Source organism: Actinokineospora baliensis, from assembly GCF_016907695.1.
In the GTDB taxonomy this organism is placed as follows: Bacteria; Actinomycetota; Actinomycetes; order Mycobacteriales; family Pseudonocardiaceae; genus Actinokineospora; species Actinokineospora baliensis.
On the sequence record NZ_JAFBCK010000001.1, the window covers coordinates 3281386 to 3299816 of the forward strand.

At 71.3% G+C, this 18431-nt stretch carries 15 protein-coding genes; 10 read left to right on the forward strand and 5 right to left on the reverse strand.

All coding sequences use genetic code 11. The features are described from left to right. Positions 1–10: 10 nt before the first annotated feature. Together cobA and JOD54_RS15720 are read left to right on the forward strand one after the other, a co-directional pair. A complete protein-coding gene (cobA, locus tag JOD54_RS15715; RefSeq protein WP_239573392.1) occupies positions 11–1222 on the forward strand; it encodes a uroporphyrinogen-III C-methyltransferase in 1212 nt (403 codons plus the stop codon). Positions 1223–1289: 67 nt separating this feature from the next. Next, entirely contained in the window at positions 1290–1985 is a 696-nt protein-coding gene (locus tag JOD54_RS15720) for a COG1470 family protein (RefSeq protein WP_204451246.1), read from the forward strand. Between the two features lie 25 nt (positions 1986–2010). On the opposite strand, the gene JOD54_RS15725 is transcribed toward JOD54_RS15720, so the two are convergent. Next, positions 2011–2934 (reverse strand): helix-turn-helix domain-containing protein, encoded by a 924-nt coding sequence (locus JOD54_RS15725; RefSeq protein ID WP_204451247.1) that lies wholly within the window; start codon positions 2932–2934, stop codon positions 2011–2013. A gap of 417 nt (positions 2935–3351) precedes the next feature. Between JOD54_RS15725 and aspS the strand changes: the two genes are divergently transcribed. The 5 genes from aspS (at position 3352) to JOD54_RS15750 (ending at position 9530) form a co-directional block, all read left to right on the forward strand. Next, entirely contained in the window at positions 3352–5154 is a 1803-nt protein-coding gene (aspS, locus tag JOD54_RS15730; protein WP_204451248.1) for an aspartate--tRNA ligase, read from the forward strand. A 1-nt stretch (position 5155) separates the two neighbouring features. Next, positions 5156–6088 carry a DUF389 domain-containing protein gene (locus JOD54_RS15735; protein ID WP_204451249.1) on the forward strand — a complete coding sequence of 311 codons (933 nt, stop codon included), beginning with the start codon at positions 5156–5158 and terminating at the stop codon, positions 6086–6088. Positions 6089–6261: 173 nt separating this feature from the next. After that, positions 6262–7488: a hypothetical protein gene (locus JOD54_RS15740; RefSeq protein ID WP_204451250.1), complete on the forward strand. Its 1227-nt coding sequence runs from the start codon at positions 6262–6264 to the stop codon at positions 7486–7488. Between the two features lie 82 nt (positions 7489–7570). Then, positions 7571–8419: an SGNH/GDSL hydrolase family protein gene (locus JOD54_RS15745; RefSeq protein ID WP_204451251.1), complete on the forward strand. Its 849-nt coding sequence runs from the start codon at positions 7571–7573 to the stop codon at positions 8417–8419. A gap of 10 nt (positions 8420–8429) precedes the next feature. Continuing rightward, positions 8430–9530 (forward strand): pyridoxal-phosphate-dependent aminotransferase family protein, encoded by a 1101-nt coding sequence (locus JOD54_RS15750; RefSeq protein WP_204451252.1) that lies wholly within the window; start codon positions 8430–8432, stop codon positions 9528–9530. A 443-nt stretch (positions 9531–9973) separates the two neighbouring features. On the opposite strand, the gene ssuE is transcribed toward JOD54_RS15750, so the two are convergent. The 4 genes from ssuE to JOD54_RS15770 all read right to left on the reverse strand — a co-directional run bounded on the left by ssuE (position 9974) and on the right by JOD54_RS15770 (position 13795). Then, complete coding sequence (gene ssuE, locus JOD54_RS15755) at positions 9974–10510, reverse strand: NADPH-dependent FMN reductase (protein WP_204451253.1); 537 nt, start codon at positions 10508–10510, stop codon at positions 9974–9976. Positions 10511–10525: 15 nt separating this feature from the next. Beyond that, positions 10526–11737 carry an acyl-CoA dehydrogenase family protein gene (locus JOD54_RS15760; protein ID WP_204451254.1) on the reverse strand — a complete coding sequence of 404 codons (1212 nt, stop codon included), beginning with the start codon at positions 11735–11737 and terminating at the stop codon, positions 10526–10528. Between the two features lie 12 nt (positions 11738–11749). After that, positions 11750–12865 carry a dimethylsulfone monooxygenase SfnG gene (sfnG, locus tag JOD54_RS15765; RefSeq protein WP_204456305.1) on the reverse strand — a complete coding sequence of 372 codons (1116 nt, stop codon included), beginning with the start codon at positions 12863–12865 and terminating at the stop codon, positions 11750–11752. Positions 12866–13150: 285 nt separating this feature from the next. Then, positions 13151–13795 carry a TetR/AcrR family transcriptional regulator gene (locus tag JOD54_RS15770; protein ID WP_204451255.1) on the reverse strand — a complete coding sequence of 215 codons (645 nt, stop codon included), beginning with the start codon at positions 13793–13795 and terminating at the stop codon, positions 13151–13153. Positions 13796–14168: 373 nt separating this feature from the next. Between JOD54_RS15770 and JOD54_RS15775 the strand changes: the two genes are divergently transcribed. From JOD54_RS15775 to JOD54_RS15785, 3 genes are all read left to right on the forward strand, one after another. Further along, entirely contained in the window at positions 14169–15443 is a 1275-nt protein-coding gene (locus JOD54_RS15775; protein ID WP_307860083.1) for a cytochrome P450 family protein, read from the forward strand. Positions 15444–15474: 31 nt separating this feature from the next. Further along, positions 15475–16980, forward strand: a complete 1506-nt coding sequence (locus tag JOD54_RS15780) for a GMC family oxidoreductase (protein WP_204451256.1) — start codon at positions 15475–15477, stop codon at positions 16978–16980. A 198-nt stretch (positions 16981–17178) separates the two neighbouring features. Further along, the gene (locus JOD54_RS15785) at positions 17179–18255 is read left to right on the forward strand and encodes an alpha-hydroxy acid oxidase (RefSeq protein WP_204451257.1); all 1077 of its coding nucleotides are present in this window, start codon (positions 17179–17181) and stop codon (positions 18253–18255) included. The last annotated feature ends 176 nt before the right edge of the window (positions 18256–18431 follow it).

Consider the following 18431-nt stretch of genomic DNA (forward strand, 5'->3'; position numbering starts at 1 on the left):
GCTGTCCGGCATGGCAGTTGAGCAGCACTACCTGGCCGGCCTGGACCTCGCCGGGCGTCGGGTCGTCGTCGTCGGTGGCGGGACGGTGGCGCAGCGGCGGTTGCCCCGGTTGGTGCGCTGCGGCGCCGCGGTCGAGGTGGTGTCGCCGGAGGTGACGCCGTCGGTCGAGGCGATGGCCACCGCGGGCGAGATCACCTGGCACGAGCGGGTCTTCCAGGCGGGCGACCTCGCTGACGCCTGGTACGTGCTCTGCTGCACCTCCGACACCGCGGTCAACGCCGCGGTGGCCGAAGAAGCCGAGCGGACCCGGGTCTTCTGCGTCCGAGCGGACGCGGGCAGCGCCGGTAGCGCGGTCACGCCCGCCACGGGTGATCACGACGGGCTCCTCGTCGGCGTCCTCGCGGGCGGCGAACACCAGCGCTCCGCGGCCATCCGCGACGGGTTGCTCGACGCGCTGCGGGAAGGGCGGATCGAGGACCAGGAGCGGGAACCCGCCGGGGTCGCGTTGGTCGGTGGTGGCCCGGGGGATCCGGAGCTGATCACCGTGCGCGGCCGCCGGTTGCTGGCCAGGGCGGACGTCGTGATCGCCGACCGGCTGGGGCCGAGGGACCTGCTCGACGAGTTGGCGCCCTCGGTCACCGTGATCGATGCCGCCAAGATCCCGTACGGGCGGGCGGCGAGTCAGGACGCGATCAACGAGGCCCTGATCGCGCACGCCAAGGCGGGCAAGTTCGTGGTTCGGCTCAAGGGCGGCGATCCTTACGTGTTCGGGCGGGGCTTCGAAGAGGTCATCGCGTGCGCTAAGGCAGGTGTGGCCGTCACGGTCGTGCCGGGCGTGACCTCGGCGTTCGCCGTCCCCGCTGTCGCCGACGTTCCCGTGACTCACCGGGGTGTCGCCCACGAGGTCGTTGTCGTTTCAGGGCACATCGGCCCTGACGACCCCAACACCCTCACCGACTGGGCGGCGCTGGCCCGCCTCGGCGGCTCCATCGTCGTGATGATGGGGGTGGACAAGCTCGCGGCCATCGCCAAGGTCCTGATCAGCGGCGGGAGGTCGGCCGACACCCCCGTCGCGGTGGTGCAGGAGGGCACCACCCGGTCCCAGCGGGTACTGCGCTCCACATTGGACCGCGTGGCCAACGACCTGGTCGCGGCCGGGATCCGACCGCCCGCGGTGACCGTCATCGGCGGGGTGGCCGGACTTAATACCGCGCTCGCTTAGGACAACAATCAGTACCCGTACTGCGTCGACTACGGATTGTTCCGGATGTGTCCGCACGGTGATGGTGATGGTCCGCAGACCAGAGGAGATCCCCACCGTGGCCTACGCGATCGACCCGTTCCTCAGCCCCAGCACCAGCCCGGGCGACTTCACCCTGTCCGTGGAGCCGCTCTCGCTCCGCGTGGGGCGGCCTGGTGGCGCCACCGCCATCATCGCGACGAAGGCGGGAGCCGAGGCCCACACGTTGACCCTGTCGGTCACCGGGCTGCCCTGCGGGGCGATCGCCACCTTCGAGCCGAAGGTGGTCGAGGCGGGCCGCTCGACGCGGCTGAGCATCGCCATCCCGGAGAAGGCGAGCCCAGGGGTCTACCCGGTCACCGTGCACGCCACAGCGGCCAATGGCATGGCGGCGCGGGCCTACATGTCACTGACCGTCGACGACGCCTCGACGCACAGTGGCATCAAGGTGCGCTTAGTACCCGAGGAGTCGACCACCCAACCCGGTTTCCTGACCCAGACGCGCGTCACCGTCTCCACGGACGAGCCCGTGGAGCTCAGCGTCGACGGCGTCCCGCCGGGGACCCGGGCCACGTTCAGCCCGGCGCGGTTGCCCGTCGGCGGCGGCGCCTGCACCCTCTGGATCTTCACCAGCCCGTCCGCCGCACCCGGCGCGTACCCCATCGCCGTGTCGGCTCGGGGTGCGCACGGGCGCGTCGGCGAGGCCATCTTCACCCTGACCATCACCGGGTGGGACCGGCCCTGAGGCGAGCCGGTCCCGGTCGGACCTGCTAGTCCGGCCACTCCCACCGCACGCACAGGATCCCGGGACCGAAGTCCAGGGCCACGGCGTGCGCCTTGCCGTCCAGGGTGACGTCCAGCTTGCGCCGGTTGGTCACCTGGTCGTCCATGTCGACGGTGTACTGCTCCAGGTACGCGGGCAGCGCCCTGGGGTCGAAGCGCAGCTCGAGGACGAACTCGCGGACCGGCCCGGGGAACTTGCGGCAGTAGCTGTCGTCGCCGCGCGAGTACGGCGGTCCCGGGTGGCGCAGCGCGTAGTCCACGATGGTGGTCTCGCCCCGGTTGAGCGGCTGGTCGAGCAGGATCTCGCCCGCCAGCAGCCCCGCGGTGGCGTCCTGGGCGACCCGGCCGATGCGGCAGGTGTCACCCGCGACGATCTCGGGGAACGGCCTGCCGGGCACCTCCAGGTCGTACACCAGCAGCGTGCGATCGGCCCCGTCCCGCTCGGCGCGGAATACCTGGCGGATGTTGAGGGCCTTCTCGCCGCGGTCGACCGCGATCTCCATCTTGTCGTGCTGGCTGATCTTGGTCAGCGCGCTGTCGCTGGTGAAGTCGATGCGCTTGAGCAGGTGCGAGACCGGCTCGCTGTTGCCCCACAGCGCCTCGACGGTCAGCCGGGAGGACTCCCGGTTGACCCGCCCGCGCGGCCGAGGTGGGCCGAGTAGGGCGATCAACGAGCCGGTGGGCACCCCGAGGACGTCCTCCAGATGGCCGAGCGCGGCCAGCGACTCGGCCCGCTCGGGCCTGCGCCGCCCGGACTGCCAGTAGCTCAGCGCGGTGACGCTGATCGACACCCCCCTGGCCCGCAGCCGGTACTGGATCCGGTCGAGGCTCAGACCGCTGGCCTGGATCGCCGACCGCAACGCCGTGGGGAACGCGTCAGCCGCCAGCGACTCGGGCTGCTCGGCTGTCAACGCATGGCGGACACTCCCGTTCTGGTGAAGCTCACGAACTGGCTCGCGGGTGATACCGCTACCCATGTTCACTCCCTGGGTTACCCCTTACGCCCTGACGGTCACATTACGTCTTAGGGGCCCCGCTGGGTAGCGTCAGTGTTAATTCATGGGTAACCAGATCACTCCTGGCGGTCACCGGATAGCCTGAATGACGCCGGTGCTATACCCCCGAACGGTCCATGAGCACCCTCCATAGGGTCCACCGGGACCGTTCCCGTTCCCAGATGGCGCACCCGTGGGAGACCCCGGGGTCGGTAAGCATAAACCTGCTGGACAGCGGCCTCTGATCGTTGGCTAGCCTGGCTGCCACAACCACGGGTCCGCACCCGCGCACCCGCACGCCAGCACCCTGATCGCGACAGGAGAGCGCACACCGTGATCCGCACGCACGAGGCCGGAACCCTCCGCGCCGAGCACGCCGGGCAGACCGTCACCCTCACCGGGTGGGTGGCCCGCAGGCGCGATCACGGCGGGGTCATCTTCATCGATCTGCGCGACGCCTCGGGCGTGTCGCAGGTCGTCTTCCGCGAGGGCGAGATGGCCGAGCGCGCCCACCGGCTGCGCGCGGAGTTCTGCGTGAAGGTCGTCGGCGAGGTCGCCGCCCGCCCGGCGGGCAACGAGAACCCGGAGATCCCCACCGGCGCGATCGAGGTGCTGGCCACCGAGCTGCACGTGCTCAGCGAGTCAGCGCCGCTGCCCTTCCCGCTCGACGACCACCTCACCGTCGGCGACGAGGTCCGGCTCCGCTACCGCTACCTCGACCTGCGCCGCAGCGAGCCCGCCAGGGCCATCCGGCTGCGCAGCGAGGTCAGCCGGATCGCCCGCGAGGTGCTGCACGCCGAGCGCTTCGTCGAGGTCGAGACCCCCACGCTGACCCGCTCCACCCCCGAGGGCGCCCGCGACTTCGTCGTGCCCGCCCGGCTGCGGCCCGGCTCCTGGTACGCGCTGCCGCAGTCGCCGCAGCTGTTCAAGCAGCTGCTCATGGTCGGCGGCCTGGAGCGGTACTACCAGATCGCCCGTTGCTACCGCGACGAGGACTTCCGGGCCGACCGCCAGCCCGAGTTCACCCAGCTCGACATCGAGATGAGCTTCGTCGAGCAGGACGACGTGATCGCGCTCGGCGAGCGGATCATCGGCACGATCTGGCGCGAGCTGGCCGACCACGAGATCAGCGCGCCGCTGCCCAGGCTGACCTACGCCGACGCCATGTCCCGCTACGGCTCCGACAAGCCCGACATCCGCTTCGCCGTCGAGCTGACCGAGCTGACTGAGTACTTCGCCGAGACCCCGTTCCGGGTGTTCCAGGCGCCCTACGTCGGTGCCGTGGTCATGCCCGGTGGCGCGAGCCAGCCGCGCAAGCAGCTCGACGCCTGGCAGGAGTTCGCCAAGCAGCGCGGCCACAAGGGCCTGGCCTACGTGCTGGTCCAGGAGGACGGCACGCTCGGCGGCCCGGTCGCCAAGAACCTGTCCGAGGTCGAGCGCGAGGGCCTGGCCAAGGCCGCGGGCGCCGAGCCGGGCGACTGCGTGTTCTTCGCCGCGGGCAACCCCAACGACGCCCGCGCGCTGCTGGGTGCCGCCCGCCAGGAGATCGGCCGCCGCTGCGGCTTGATCGACGAGTCCGCGTGGGGCTTCGTGTGGGTGGTCGACGCGCCGATGTTCGAGGAGGCCGCCGCGGCCACCTCCGCCGGTGACGTCGCCGTCGGCGCGGGTCGCTGGACCGCGCTGCACCACGCCTTCACCTCGCCCAACGCCGAGTGGATCGACCGGTTCGACCAGGACCCGGGCAACGCCCTGGCCTACGCCTACGACCTCGTGCTCAACGGCAACGAGATCGGTGGCGGCTCGATCCGTATCCACAACAAGGATGTCCAGGAGCGGGTGTTCGGCATCATGGGCCTCGACCAGGCCGAGGCGCAGGAGAAGTTCGGCTTCCTGCTCGACGCCTTCGCCTTCGGCGCGCCCCCGCACGGCGGCATCGCCTTCGGCTGGGACCGGCTGGTCATGCTGCTGGCGGGCCTGGACTCCATCCGCGAGGTCATCGCCTTCCCCAAGACCGGTGGCGGCTACGACCCGCTGACCGCCGCGCCCGCGCCCATCACCGCGGAGCAGCGCAAGGAGGCCGGGGTCGACTTCAAGCCGGTCAAGCCCACCGAGGCGGCCGCGCCCACCGCGGGCTGAGGTGCTGCACCTGAGGGTCGTCTGCCCGCCCGCGAGCACCGAGCGGGCGCTGGCGGTGCTGCGTGAGCACCCCGGCGCCACCCACCTCGTGCTGTTCGCGGGCGCGGCGATCGACCCGAAGGGCGACGTGCTCGAGGCCGACGTGGCCCGCGAAGCGGCCGACGAGGTCCTGGCCGCGCTGTGCGACCTGGGCATCGACCGCGACGGCGGCATCACCCTCGAGCAGATCGACACCTCGCTGTCGGACGCCGCCGACCAGGCGGAGGCGTCCGCGCCCGGCGACGGGGCCGACGCGCTGGTGTGGGAGGAGTTGGTCGCCCGCACCGGCGAGGAGTCCCGGTTCACCGGCACCTACCTGGCGTTCCTGGTCATCGCCTGCCTGCTCGCCGCGGCCGGGGTGGTCACCGACTCCGCGGTGACGATCGTCGGGGCCATGGTCGTCGGCCCGGAGTTCGGGCCGCTCGCGGCACTGGCCGTCGGGCTGGTCTGCCGCCGGGGCGACCTGGTGCGCCGGGCGGTCACCGCGCTCGCCGTCGGGTTCCCGGTGGCCATCGCGGTCACCGCCGGGTTGACCTGGCTCGGCCACCGGGCCGGGCTGCTCGACGTCGGGGCGATCAGCGGCGACCACGACGTGGACTTCGTCTACCAGGTCGGGGTGTGGTCGCTGGTGGTCGCGGTGCTGGCGGGCGCGGCCGGGATGCTGTCGATGACCTCGGCGAAGTCGGCGGCGCTGGTGGGCGTGTTCATCTCGGTGACCACCGTGCCCGCCGCCGGGTACATCGGGGTCGCCGCGGTGCTCGGGCAGTGGACCAAGGTGGCGGCCTCGGCCGGTCAGCTGGCGGTCAACCTGGTCGGGATCGTGCTCGCCGCTGCCGTCGTGCTGCTCCTGCGCCGCCGCTCGCGGGCCCGCACCCGGCCGCTCTCGCGCGGCTGATCCGTCCCACCCGCTGGGACGCGCCGGTGGGTCGCACACCGAAAACGGGGTGCTCACCGTTATTTCTTTGCGGGTCCCTCGTCGCGACCCGGGTTCGACCACTACGGTCTTCTCGGCGGGATAGCTGACCGGGCCGGTTCGGCCCCCTACGATCGGGAGCAGGGTCAGAGGAGATGAGTGTGGAGATCGCCGCCGATCCGCCGGGCACCGGCGCACCGGACGGCCCCGGCGAATCCGATCAACTCGCGAGCGCGGAGGTGCTGGCCACCGTCGTGGCCGCCGAGTCCGTGCTGAGCAAGCGCTTCGGCGCGCGCATCCACCTGGCCGAACCGGAGGACCTCGGCGGCAGCGAGCGCTCCATCGTGCTGCGGGTGAAGGTCGCCGCCAGCCCGTTCTCCCTGCCGCGCACCCTCGCGGTCAAGCGCTACGTGCGCCCGGCGGGCGGGGCGACCCGCGACAGCTGGGTCCGCGAGGCGGTCAGCTACCAGCTGTTCACCGCGCTGGCCGCCGAGGACCGGATGTGCCCGGAGCTGTTCGCCCACGACAGCGGCACCAACCTGCTGGTCATGGAGGACCTGGGCCGGGCGCCGACGCTGGCCGAGAAGCTGCACGGCGACGACGCCCGCGCCGCCGAGGGCGCGCTGCTGTCCTGGGCCCGCTCGCTCGGCCGCCTGCACGCCTCCACCGCGGGCCGCGAGGCCGATTTCGACGCGCTGCTGCGCAGGCTCAGCCCGCCCAAGTCCAAGGACCCGCTGACCGTGGATGGCCCGGTCGCCATCGAGGCGCTGCCGCTGCTGCTGGCCACCGAGTTCGGCGTCGACACCGACCCGACCGCCCACGACGCGGCCAGGCGCACCCTCGCGCTGCTCGACACCGCGCGGCACCGGGCGTTCAGCCCGTCGGACTCGTGCCCGGACAACAACCTCATCACCAACCGCGGCGTGCGCTTCCTGGACTTCGAGGGCGGCTGCGTGCGGAACATGATGTTCGACGCCGCGTACCTCACCGTGCCGTTCCCGTCCTGCTGGTGCGCCTACGCGCTGCCGCCGGGGATGACCGACGCCATGCTGGCCGCCTGGCGGGCCGAGGTGCGGGTCATGTGGCCCGACCTCGACGACGACGCCGTGCTCGGCCCCCGGCTGCTCGACGCCCAGTTGTTCTGGGTGTGGCTGACCACCTGGCAGTACCTCACCGTGCCCGACGTCGAGCAGTTGGGCTCCGGCGGGTCGGTCGCCAAGCCGCACCAGGCCGACGTGCTGGTGGCCCGCTGGGTGGCGTTGGCCGCCTCGGCGCGGCTGGCCCGCGCGGCTGCGGTCGCCGAGCACGCGCAGGCGGTCGTCACGGCGCTCCAGTCGCGGTTCGGCGCGCGTTCGCTGCCGCTCTACCCCGCGTTCGACTGATACCGAAGTCTTCTCCGGTCCGACCCCGGGCGGACACCGCGATCTCACCGCCGGTGAGTCCTCGCGCCGCATCGTAGTCCGCGTGACCGCGCTGGGGATCGAACGCAGCACACCGCCGACCCGACCAGACCCGCACGCGACCTGGACCGCGAGGACCCTGGCCGTCCTCGGCGACTCGACCGCGGTCGGCATCGGCGACCCGTTGCGCGGCGGCGGGTGGCGCGGCTTCGGCCCGCTGCTGGCCGCCGCGCTGGGCGCGCAGGAGCACAACGTGTCGGTCAACGGCGCCCGGCTCGCCGACGTGCGCGCCGTGCAGTTGCCGCGCGCGCTCGCCGTCCGACCGGACGCGGCCGTGCTGATCGCGGGCATGAACGACACCCTGCGCTCGGACTTCGACCCCGAGGCGATGCGCGCCGACCTCACCGACATCGTCACCTCGCTGCACGCGGTCGGCACCGAGGTGGTGCTGGTGCGCTTCCACGACCACGCCCGCGTGTTCCGGATGCCCGCCTCGCTGCGCCGCGCGCTGCGCACCCGCATCGACCGCCTCAACGCCGTGATCGAGGCCGTCGTGGCCGACACCGGCGCCGCGCACCTCGACCTGGACGCGATGCCCGGCGCCTACCAGACGGCGACCTGGAGCGTCGACCGGCTGCACCCGTCCGAACTCGGTCACCGGATGCTGGCGAAGGCGTTCGCCGAACAGCTGGTCGGCCGCGGCTGCGTCCAGCCCGCCCCGGTGAGCCTGGTGTGCGAGGGCGGCCTGCGGGTCGGCCCGCTCGCCCACCTGGCCTGGCTGGTCCTCAAGGGCATCCCGTGGCTGTGCAAGCGCGGCGGCGACCTGGTGCCGTACGCGCTGGGCATCATGCTGCGCGGGCACCGCGAACCACCCTGTGGACAACTCGCGGCGGAGCCGGTGGCCCGTCCGTAGAGTTCTCGCCATGGCATTGATCGACCGCACCCTGCTCGGCCCAGGACCGTCCAACCCGTACCCCGAGGCGACGGCCGCCCTGTCGGCGCCCCTGCTGGGGCACCTGGACCCGGAGTTCCTCCGCGTGCTCGACGAGACCTGCGCCCGCCTGCGCCGGGTCTGGGGAACGGCAAACGACCGCACCCTCCCCTTGTCGGGCACCGGGTCCATCGGCATGGAGGCGGCGTTCGCGAACTTCGTCCGCCCCGGCGACGTCGTGGTGGTCGGCGTGAACGGGCTCTTCGGCGAGCGCATGGTCGACGTGGCGGGCCGCTACGGGGCGGACGTGGTCCGGGTGGACCACGACTGGGGCACGCCGATCGACGTGGAACGGGTCCTCGCCGCGCACCCGGAGCCGTCGCTGGTGGCCGCCGTGCACGCCGAGACCTCCACCGGCGTGCGCAGCGACATCCGGGCGCTGTCGCTCGCCGTGCACAAGCGCGACGAGCGGGCCCTGGTCCTGGCCGACTGCGTGACGTCCCTGGCGGGCATCGAAGTGGCCATCGACGCCTGGGACGTGGACCTGGCCTACTCCGGAACCCAGAAGTGCCTTGGCGTCGCGCCCGGTCTCGCCCCGTTCACCGTGTCCCCGCGAGCCTGGGACCGGAGGGTGAAGCGCCCACCGACCTGGTACCTCGACCTCAACCTGATCGGCGCCTACGTGGACGGCTCCAGCGGTGGCCGCACGTACCACCACACCGCGCCCGTGGCGATGATCTCCTCCCTGCACGCCGCGCTGGGCCGGGTGCTGGAGGAGGGTTTGGAGCAGGTGTGGGAACGCCACCGCGCCGCCGGTGCCCTGCTGCAGGAAGGCTTGGTGGACCAGGGCTTGGAGCTCTTCGCCGCCGAGGGCCACCGCCTCCCCGAACTCACCACAGTCCGAGTCCCCGACGGCGTCGACTCCGCCCGAGTCCGCCAGATCCTGCTCACCGAGTACGGCATCGAGATCGGCGCAGGCGCTGGCGCCTTCGCCAGTTCGGTGTGGCGCATCGGCCTGATGGGCCACAACGCCCGCCCAGACCGCGCCGAGTTGGTCTTGTCGGCTTTGCGTTCGGCGATCGCCAAGGTCTAAACGCACCATCCACCTGCGACTGTCTACTGTAGATAATTCCGACGAGCGAATGTGCTGCTGCCGGGCGAAGTGTGGGTGCAGGTGTACTTGCTCGCCCTGCTGTCGGCCCTCGCCACCCCGGGTAACACCGTCGTGGTGTCCGGGGTCGGCGCGGTCGGTCTTTGTGCTGTCCTGGCCGCCGCCCGCCTCGGTGCCTCCCGCGTCGTCGCCATGTCCCGCCACGCGGCCCGGCAGGCCCTGGCGGACCGAATCCATGGACCAGTCCCTGCGTTCGGTCCGCCCCGGCGGCCGCCTCGGATATGTCGGTGTCCCGCGGGCGGTCCGGAGTTCCAGGGTCGCTGACGCCTAGGCGGACATGGGCGACCGAAAAGTCGTCAAATCCCTCCTGCGCCCGTAAACGCGAAAGGGTCCCGCGGAAAGAACTCCGCAGGACCCCTGGTGCGCTAACTGACCGGCACCGGTAATACGCGCGAGAAAGTGTCGACAACCGACAACAGCGGCGCTTCCGCGTCCGGGTGCAGCACCACCCCCGTTTCGGAGACCTCGATGTGCCGATCCAGCACGAACCACCCCGGCACGATGTGGTGCGCCCCGAGCGATGACAGCACCGGCCGCAGGGCGTAGTCCAGGGCCAGCACGTGCGCCGGGCTTCCCCCGGTCAGCACCGGCAGCGCGGTCTTGCCCGCGAGGGCGAACTGCGGCAGCAGGTCGAGCAGTGTCTTCAGCAGGCCCGAGTACGCCGCCTTGTACACCGGGGAGGCGACCACCACCCCGTCCGCCGCGTCGATCGCGGCGGTGACGTCCGCGATGGCCGGGTCGGTGACGTCGGCGTGCAGGAGGGCGGCCGGGGGGAGGTCGCGGACTCGGACCAGCCGCACCTCGTGGCCGTGGGCGCGCAGCCGGTCGGCCAGGTGCGCGGTCAGCGCCGCGGTGCGGGAGGTGGCCGACGGGCTGCCGGACAGGACGACGATCGAGGACAACGCTACCTCCGGGGTTCAGGAGTACCAGGTGGGCTCGGGGATCTCGTCGCGCAAGACGAAGGCCCCCACCTCGCGCCGCTTATAGGCGACCGGGTCGTGCAGGGTGTGCGTGCGGACGTTGCGCCAGAACCGGTCCAGGCCCTCGCGGGCGGTGGTGGCGCGGGCGCCGGTGACCTCGAAGACACCGCTGGTGATCTCCAGCGCCACCTCGGTCGCCCTGGCCTTCACGGCGGCGACCCGCACCTCGTGCTCGCCGCGTTCGCGTTCGGTGACCACGTCCGGGTGCTGGTGGATGGCCCACCCCTCGGCCGCGACCTGGTCGGCCAGCGCCTCGACCGCCCACAGCTTCGCGGTCAGGTCGCCGTAGAGGTCGAGCACGTAGGGCTCGTCCACCGCGCGGTCGTGGCCGCCGTGCAGCCAGGCCCGGGACTTCTCGACGGTGTACGCGCGGGCGGTCTCCAGCGCGCCGCGGGCGATGCCGAGGTAGAAGTTGACGAACACCAACTGGATGGTGGGCACGTTGAGCGTGTTGTAGACCCGCGGCGTGAACACCTTGTCGACGTAGCCCGCCGCCGAGGCCCAGTCGACCCGCACCCCGGAGATGGTGACGCTGCCGGACTCGGTCAGCCGCTGCCCGATGTTGTCCCAGTCGTCGTGGAAGGTGAGTCCCTCGGTGGTCGAGGGGACGATGGCGAAGATGTGCTTGTCGGTGCCCGCCAGCACCCCTTCCAGCACGGTCAGATCCGACACCTTGCTGCCGGTGGAGAACGACTTCCGTCCGTTGTAGACGATGGAGGAGCCTTCGTCGGTGATGACGACGTCGTCGTCGCGCGGGTTCACCGCCCCGCCGAAGAAGAAGCGGTTCTTGGTGGCCAACTCCTCTACCGCCAAGACCTGCTCTGGTGTACCGACCAGCCTCGCGGCCCAGAACCAAAGGTAGTGGTACCCGAGCAGTTGGCCTATGGACCCGTCGGCCTTGGCTATCTCGCGCACGATCCGGTACGCGGTGGGCCAATCCTGGCCGCCACCACCGTGTTCGACCGGTCCGAGCAACGTGACCAGGCCGGAGTCCTTGAGGAGTTGGACCTCGGCGTGCGGGGTCTTGCCTTCCCTGTCGCGCGCGACAGCGTCAACCGCCAGCAGGGCGGAGACTTCCGCCGCACGGGCCAACCACCCCGTGGCGGTGGTGGGAGCGGACTTGGCCCAGTCGGCCTCGGCGATCGTCATCAGTCCTGCCTCTCAGTGGGTCGCTGGTTCGGGAACGCCTGCGCCGCGGTCGGCGTCGGCCTCCAGGGCGCGCACGATCGGGAGCACGTGGGTGCCGAAGTACTCGACTTCCTCGTGGTAGTGCAGAAATCCGAGCAGGGCCAGGTCGACGCCGCGGGCGCGGTAGGCGACCAAGCGGGTGGCGATCTGCTCGGGGGTGCCGATGAGTTTGCTGCGGAACCCGTCGTTGTACTGGACCAGGTCCTCGAACGACGAGTCCGCCCACATCCCCTTGCCGTCGGCGGTGGAGCTGCCCGCCTGCTGGACCGCGTCGCGGAACCCGCGCACGGCGTCGGGGTTGGCCTTGGCCACGATCTCGCGCAGCGTCTCACGGGCCTCGGCCTCGGTGTCGCGGGCGATGAGGAACCCGTTGAGCCCGAACCGGACCCGCCGACCGTGCTCCCGGGCGGCGGCACCGACCTCGGCGACCTGCTCGCTGACGCCGTCGAAGTCCTTGCCGTTGCTGAAGTACCAGTCCGAGACCCGCCCGGCCATGGCCCGGGCCGCTGTCGAGTTGCCGCCCTGGAAGATCTCCGGGTGTGGTCGATCCGGACCGGTGAGCGGCTTGGGTTTGAGGTCGAACCCGCGCAGCCGGTAGAAGTCCCCGGCGAACTGGGTGTCGTCGGTGGTCCAACTGGCCCGCAACACCCGGATGAACTCCTCCGCGCGGCGGTAGCGCTCGTCGTGCTCCAGCCACGGTTCACCGAGGGCGGTGAACTCGCCCTTGAACCAGCCGGAGACCACGTTGACCGCGGCCCGGCCGCCGGAGAGGTGGTCGGCGGTGGCGATCAGCTTGGCCAGCACGGCCGGGTGCCACAGCCCGGGGTGCACCGCGGCGATGACCCTCAGCCGCTCGGTGGCCAGCAGCAGCGCGAGGCTGAAGCTGGTCGATTCGTGCTGGTAGGCCGCGCCGTAGCTGGCCAGGTAGCGGACCTGGCTCAGCGCGTAGCTGAAGCCGTTGTTCTCGGCCAGCACCGCGAGGTGCCGGTTGTACTCGTAAGACCAGTCGGTGCGCTGCTCTATGTCGCTGACTACGAGGCCGCCGCTGACGTTGGGCACCCAGTAGGCGAACTGCAGCGGATCGGGCACTCGGTGTTCGGGCTCGGGTGGGCGGGGTTCGGACACGGTGAACTCCACGGGTCGGCCGGGCGCGCTGAAGGGGACCGGCCGCGGTGGCGTACCGGTCGTGGGGCAGTGGCTTCAGCGGCGACAGGCCTGGCTGCAGACCCGGGCGAAATCCACGTGCCTGCGCCTGGTCAGGCTGTGGGCGGGATTCGCGGTGGACACCCACCTATCCGAACACCGGCCACGCACGCGGTCAACCGGACCAGCGGGTGCGTCCAGCGGGTGGGACTACCGGAACAGGTGACCGGGTCAGGCCGTGGCGGGTAGTAGCGCCGGGTCGGTGGCCGCGGCGCGCAGCAGCCGCAGGATGGCCGCGCGGGAGCGGTCGTAGACGGCGAGGTCGTCGTTGAGCACCGAGTTGGCGTTGGCCGTCTCCATGAACGCGATCAGCTCGAAGGCCAGCTGCTCGCTGTCGACCTCGCCGGTCAGCTCACCGGCTTCCCGCGCCTGCTCGAGCGTGTGCGCGATGAGCGCGGCCCACTTGGCCGACAGGGCGGCGAGGGTGTCGCGCACCCGGCCGGGCTGGGCGTCGAACTCGGCGGAGACGGCGAAGAAGAAGCACCCGCCGGGGAACACCCGCCCGCACGAGTAGTCCTGCCAGCTCAGGCACAGCCGCCACACCTTGTCTACGCCTGCGGGCAGGTCGAGCACCGGGGTGACCACGGTGTCGACGTAGATCCGCAACGCCGCGTCGATGGTGGCCAGCTGCAGCTCCTCCTTGGAGCCGAACAGGCCGAAGACGCCGCTCTTGCTGATTTCGAGGTCGCTCGCGAGCCTGCCGAGCGACAGGCTGGTGAGCCCCTCGACCGAGGCGATCTCGACCGCGCGCGCCACGACGAGACCGCGGGTGTGGTTGCCCCGCTGGACACGACCGTCCACTCGAGCCTGGGTCATCGGTGCACCCTCACGGAAGCTGGCACGGGCAAGGACATCTCGGGCGACGGCCTCGTGCGGGTGGTGCCTGGTGGGCACCGCCGCGGTCGGCACTTCCCGGTGGAAGCCGTTGGGCCCGCTGGGAGTCGCGCGGTGTCAGTCGATCTTACCCCTGCCACCACGCGTTTCCGTCATGGTAGCGCGCAGTTTCCGGTTGTCCGCCACCGAAGTGTGTCCGAACGGGAGCATTCGGTGACCGTCCGGGCCGCTACCAGCCGGTACGGTGTACCGAAAATAACCGCACGACCGATCGGACTCTGTGTTAGAGTCGACCCCGTCCGGCCGCCGGGCTGTGACGGGGGACAGCGAGTCGAACCGGTACCCGAGGAGCGTCGTGTCTTCAGACCAAGCCACCAGCAAGTCCTTATCCGAGCGGCCCGCCGAGGACGTGCTCGTCTTCGGCGCGTCGGACATGCAGGACCCGCACGCCGTGTACGACCGCCTGCGCGCGGAGTCGCCGGTGCGCGAGGTGCTGATGCCCAACGGGCTCAAGGTCTGGATGGTCACCAAGCACGCCGACGTCCGCACGGTCATGGCCGACCGGCGCTTCTCCAGCGACCTGGTGCACGGGCGCAAGCTGGTGGAGACCGGCTCCGACGTCCGGCCGACGCAAGAGGACTACGGTTCGCAGTTCGGCAGGCACATGCTTAACGTCGACCCGCCGGACCACACCCGGCTGCGCCGCTTCATGGCCAAGGCGCTCACCCCGCGCCGCATGGAGGGGCTCAAGCCCAACGTGCTGGCCCTGGTCGACGAGCTGCTCGACGCCTTCGACCCCTCCGGTGAGGTCGACCTGATCGGGCAGTTCGGCAGCCCGCTGCCGCTCACGGTCATCTGCGACCTGTTCGGCGTTCCGGCCAGCGACCGCTCCGACTTCCACCGCTGGGCGCTGGCCATCGGCACCGACTCGGCCCCGGTCGCGCTCACCTCCGACAACCGCTCGGACGAGGCCAAGTCCTCGGCGGCGGCGATGGCGGGCTACCTGCTGGAGCTGATCGACCACAAGCAGCGCAACCCCGGCGACGACCTGCTCACCGCGCTGATCACCGCCCGCGACGAGGGCCAGGAGCTCACCGCGATCGAGGTGGTCTCGATGGCCTTCCTCACCCTGTTCGCCGGGCACGAGACCGTGGTCCACCTGATCGGCAACGGCACCCTGGCGCTGCTGACCCACCCCGAGCAGCTCGACCTGCTGCGCGGCGACCTGTCGCTGCTGCCCAACGCGGTCGAGGAGTTCCTGCGCTACGACGGCCCGGCGAACACCTCGATGATGCGGTACTCGATCGAGGACGTGGAGATCGGCGGGGTGACCATCCCGGCTGGCTCGTTCGTGGCCACCATCCTCACCTCCGCCAACCGCGACGACGAGTTCTTCCCGCACGCGGCCACGATGGACATCACCCGGCCGATGGGCGGGCACATGACCTTCGGCCACGGCATCCACTACTGCGTCGGCGCGCCACTGGCCCGCATCGAGGGCAGGGTGGCCTTCGAGCGGCTGCTGACCCGCTACCCCAAGCTGCGCCTGGCCGTCGACCCGGAGCAGTTGGTGTGGCAGTCCAACACGCTCATCCGCGGTTTGAGCAGATTGCCCGTCCTGGTCGGCTGATCCGACCACCACGACACGAAGAAGCGGGTTCATGACACACGATGTGATCGTCGTCGGCGCGGGCGCAGCGGGCTGCGTGGTGGCCAGCAGGCTCTCCGAGGACCCGACCCGCTCGGTCCTGCTGCTGGAGGCCGGCCCGCACTACGCCACCGAGTCGAGCTGGCCGACCGACCTGCTCGACGGGCTCGGCTTCCCGCGCAGCCACGACTGGGGCTTCGCGAGCGCTCCGCTGACCCACGGCGGTCACACCTTCCCCATCCCGCGCGGCAAGGTCGTCGGCGGCTCCACGGCCGTCAACTACTGCGTCGCCCTGCGCAGCAGGCCCACCGACCACCGGGCGTGGGCGGCGCTGGGCCTGCCGCGCTGGGGGTGGGACGAGGTCCTGCCCGTCTACCAGGCCCTGGAGGTGGACCACGACAGCGAGCCGCGCACCCCGCCGGGGCGCACCCCGATCCGCCGGTACCCGCGCGAGGAGCTGACCGACTCCCAGGAGCGCTTCCTCACCGCCTGCGAGAAGGCGGGCTACGCGCTCGTCGACGACCACAACGCCCCCGACTCCCTCGGCGCCGGGCTCACCCCCCTCAACCAGGTCGGCGGCAGGCGCTACAACTCGGCTCTGGTGTACCTGGCCGACGCCGCAGACCGGCCCAACCTCACCATCCGCTCCGGCGCCGACGTCGATACCGTGCTGATCCGCGACGGCCGCGCGGTCGGCGTGCGGCTGGCCACCGGTGAGGAGTTGGCCGCCGAGCAGGTCGTGCTCAGCGCGGGCGCCTACGGCAGCCCGGCGATCCTGCTGCGCTCGGGGGTCGGCCCGGCGGAGCACCTGCGCGAGGTCGGTGTCGACCTCGTCGCCGACGTGCCGGGGGTCGGGGCGAACCTGCTGGAGCACCCGTCGACCCCGGCGATCTTCGCCACCGCCGGGGAGACCCCGGCGCGGCGGCCCGCCCCGCTGCGCACGATGCTCTCGATCAAGACCAGCCGCGACGAGCCGGACGTGGACGTGCACATCCACGCCATGGCGACCATGCCGACGCGGTCCCCGCAGGGGCACCCCACCGGCTACGACCTGCTGATGACCTCGGCCCTGGTCGCCCCGCACTCGGTCGGCTCGGTCCGCTTGCGCTCCCGGGATGCTGGCGAGCTGCCCGTGGTCGACACCGGCATCTACCGCGACCCGCGCGACGCCGCCCGCGTCGCCCAGGGCCTGCGGGTGATCCGCGGGCTCGCCGAGCAGTCCCCGCTGGCGAGCCTGCTGGTCGGCGAGCGGCTGCCGGGGGCGTCGGTGGCCGACGCGGACCTCGTCGACGTGGTGCACGCGACGGTCGGCACCTACAACCACCCGGTCGGCACCTGCCGGATGGGCCGAACGGGTGATGTCGACGCGGTGCTCGACGAGACCTGTCGGGTGAGCGCGGTGCGCGACCTGCTGGTCATCGACGCGTCGGCGATCCCGGTCAGCCCGCGCTCGACCACGACGCTGCCCGTGCTGATGCTGGCCGAGCGGGCCGTGGCGCTCAACTGGCCGAACCCGTGACTCTGTGCACCCGTGCGGTCACCACCCGAACCGTGGGTGAGCGTCGCTAAACCGCTGTCTGGGGAGAAAAACGTACGAACGATCGGCCTTGTTGGGTACACTGACGCCCGAGGTCGACCGGCGGGGCAGGGTCCCGACCGGAGGGCATCGACCACCGGGCGCTGTGGTTGGGGGACTTTCGTGGCGGAGAGTCAGGGGATGGGCGACTTGCTGTGCCTCGAGGACTGGCAACGGGCCGCTCAGGCCCGATTACCGGGGCCGACCTGGGGTTTTCTGGAGGGCGGCAGCGGCGCTGAGGTCACCGTCGCGGCCAACCGGGTCGCCTTCGACCGGCGGGTGCTGCGGCCGAGGGTGCTCGTCGACGTGACCAAGCCGGACCTGGGCACCTCGCTGCTCGGGGACCCGGTGCGCGCCCCGATCGCCATCGCGCCGATGGCCTACCACCGCCTCGTGCACCCCGACGGCGAGGTGGCGACCGCACACGCCGCGGGCGTGTGCGGTCTTCCGTTCGTGGTGAGCATGTTCGCCAGCCGCACGCTGGCCGACATCGCCGCCGCCACCACCGCGCCGCTGTGGCTGCAGCTGTACTGGTTGCGCAAGCGCGACGCGCTCGTCGACCTCGTCCGCCGCGCCGAGGCCGCGGGCGTGCGCGCCCTCGTGCTGACCGTCGACGCGCCGCGCGTGGCCACCCGGCCGCGCGACCTGCGCTCCGGCTTCACCCTCCCGGCCGGGGTCACGGCCGCCAATATCGACCCCGCCGCCATGAACGTGATGGCGCGAACGGGGGAATCCGGTTCGTCGATTCAGAGTCATTCCCGCGAGCAATTCGACGCCTCGATCACCTTCACCGATCTGGCCTGGTTGCGGGAACTGACGCCATTGCCGCTGCTGCTCAAGGGAATTCTCACCGCCGCCGATGCCGGGCTGGCCCTCGACCACGGGGTGGACGGGATCGTCGTGTCCAACCACGGCGGACGCCAACTCGATTCAGCCATACCGGCTATTGACGCGCTCGAAGAGGTGGCCGAGGTGGTTTCCGGTCGGGTACCGGTGTTCGTGGACGGTGGCGTGCGCCGGGGCACCGATGTGCTCAAGGCGCTCGCGCTCGGCGCGGACGCGGTGCTGCTCGGCAGGCCGGTGCTGCACGGGTTGGCCGTCGCCGGTGCTGGTGGCGCGGCCGCGGTGCTCTCGACGCTGCGCGACGAACTGGAAGAGGCGATGGTGCTCTCCGGTGCGCCGCGACTGTCCGATGTCGACGCCGGGCTCGTCCGTTAGCACCTGTCGCGGCCGTACTGTCCCCATTCGACGGATACCACACGATTGGGTTTTTCCGTGTTCGGATCGTCCGATGTATCTACTGCTCGGTACGCGACTCCTGTTGGCAATCGTTGCGCGTTCACGTATTTTCTCGCTGTTCATTCGATCATTGTGTTGTGGTGTGACCGTACCGA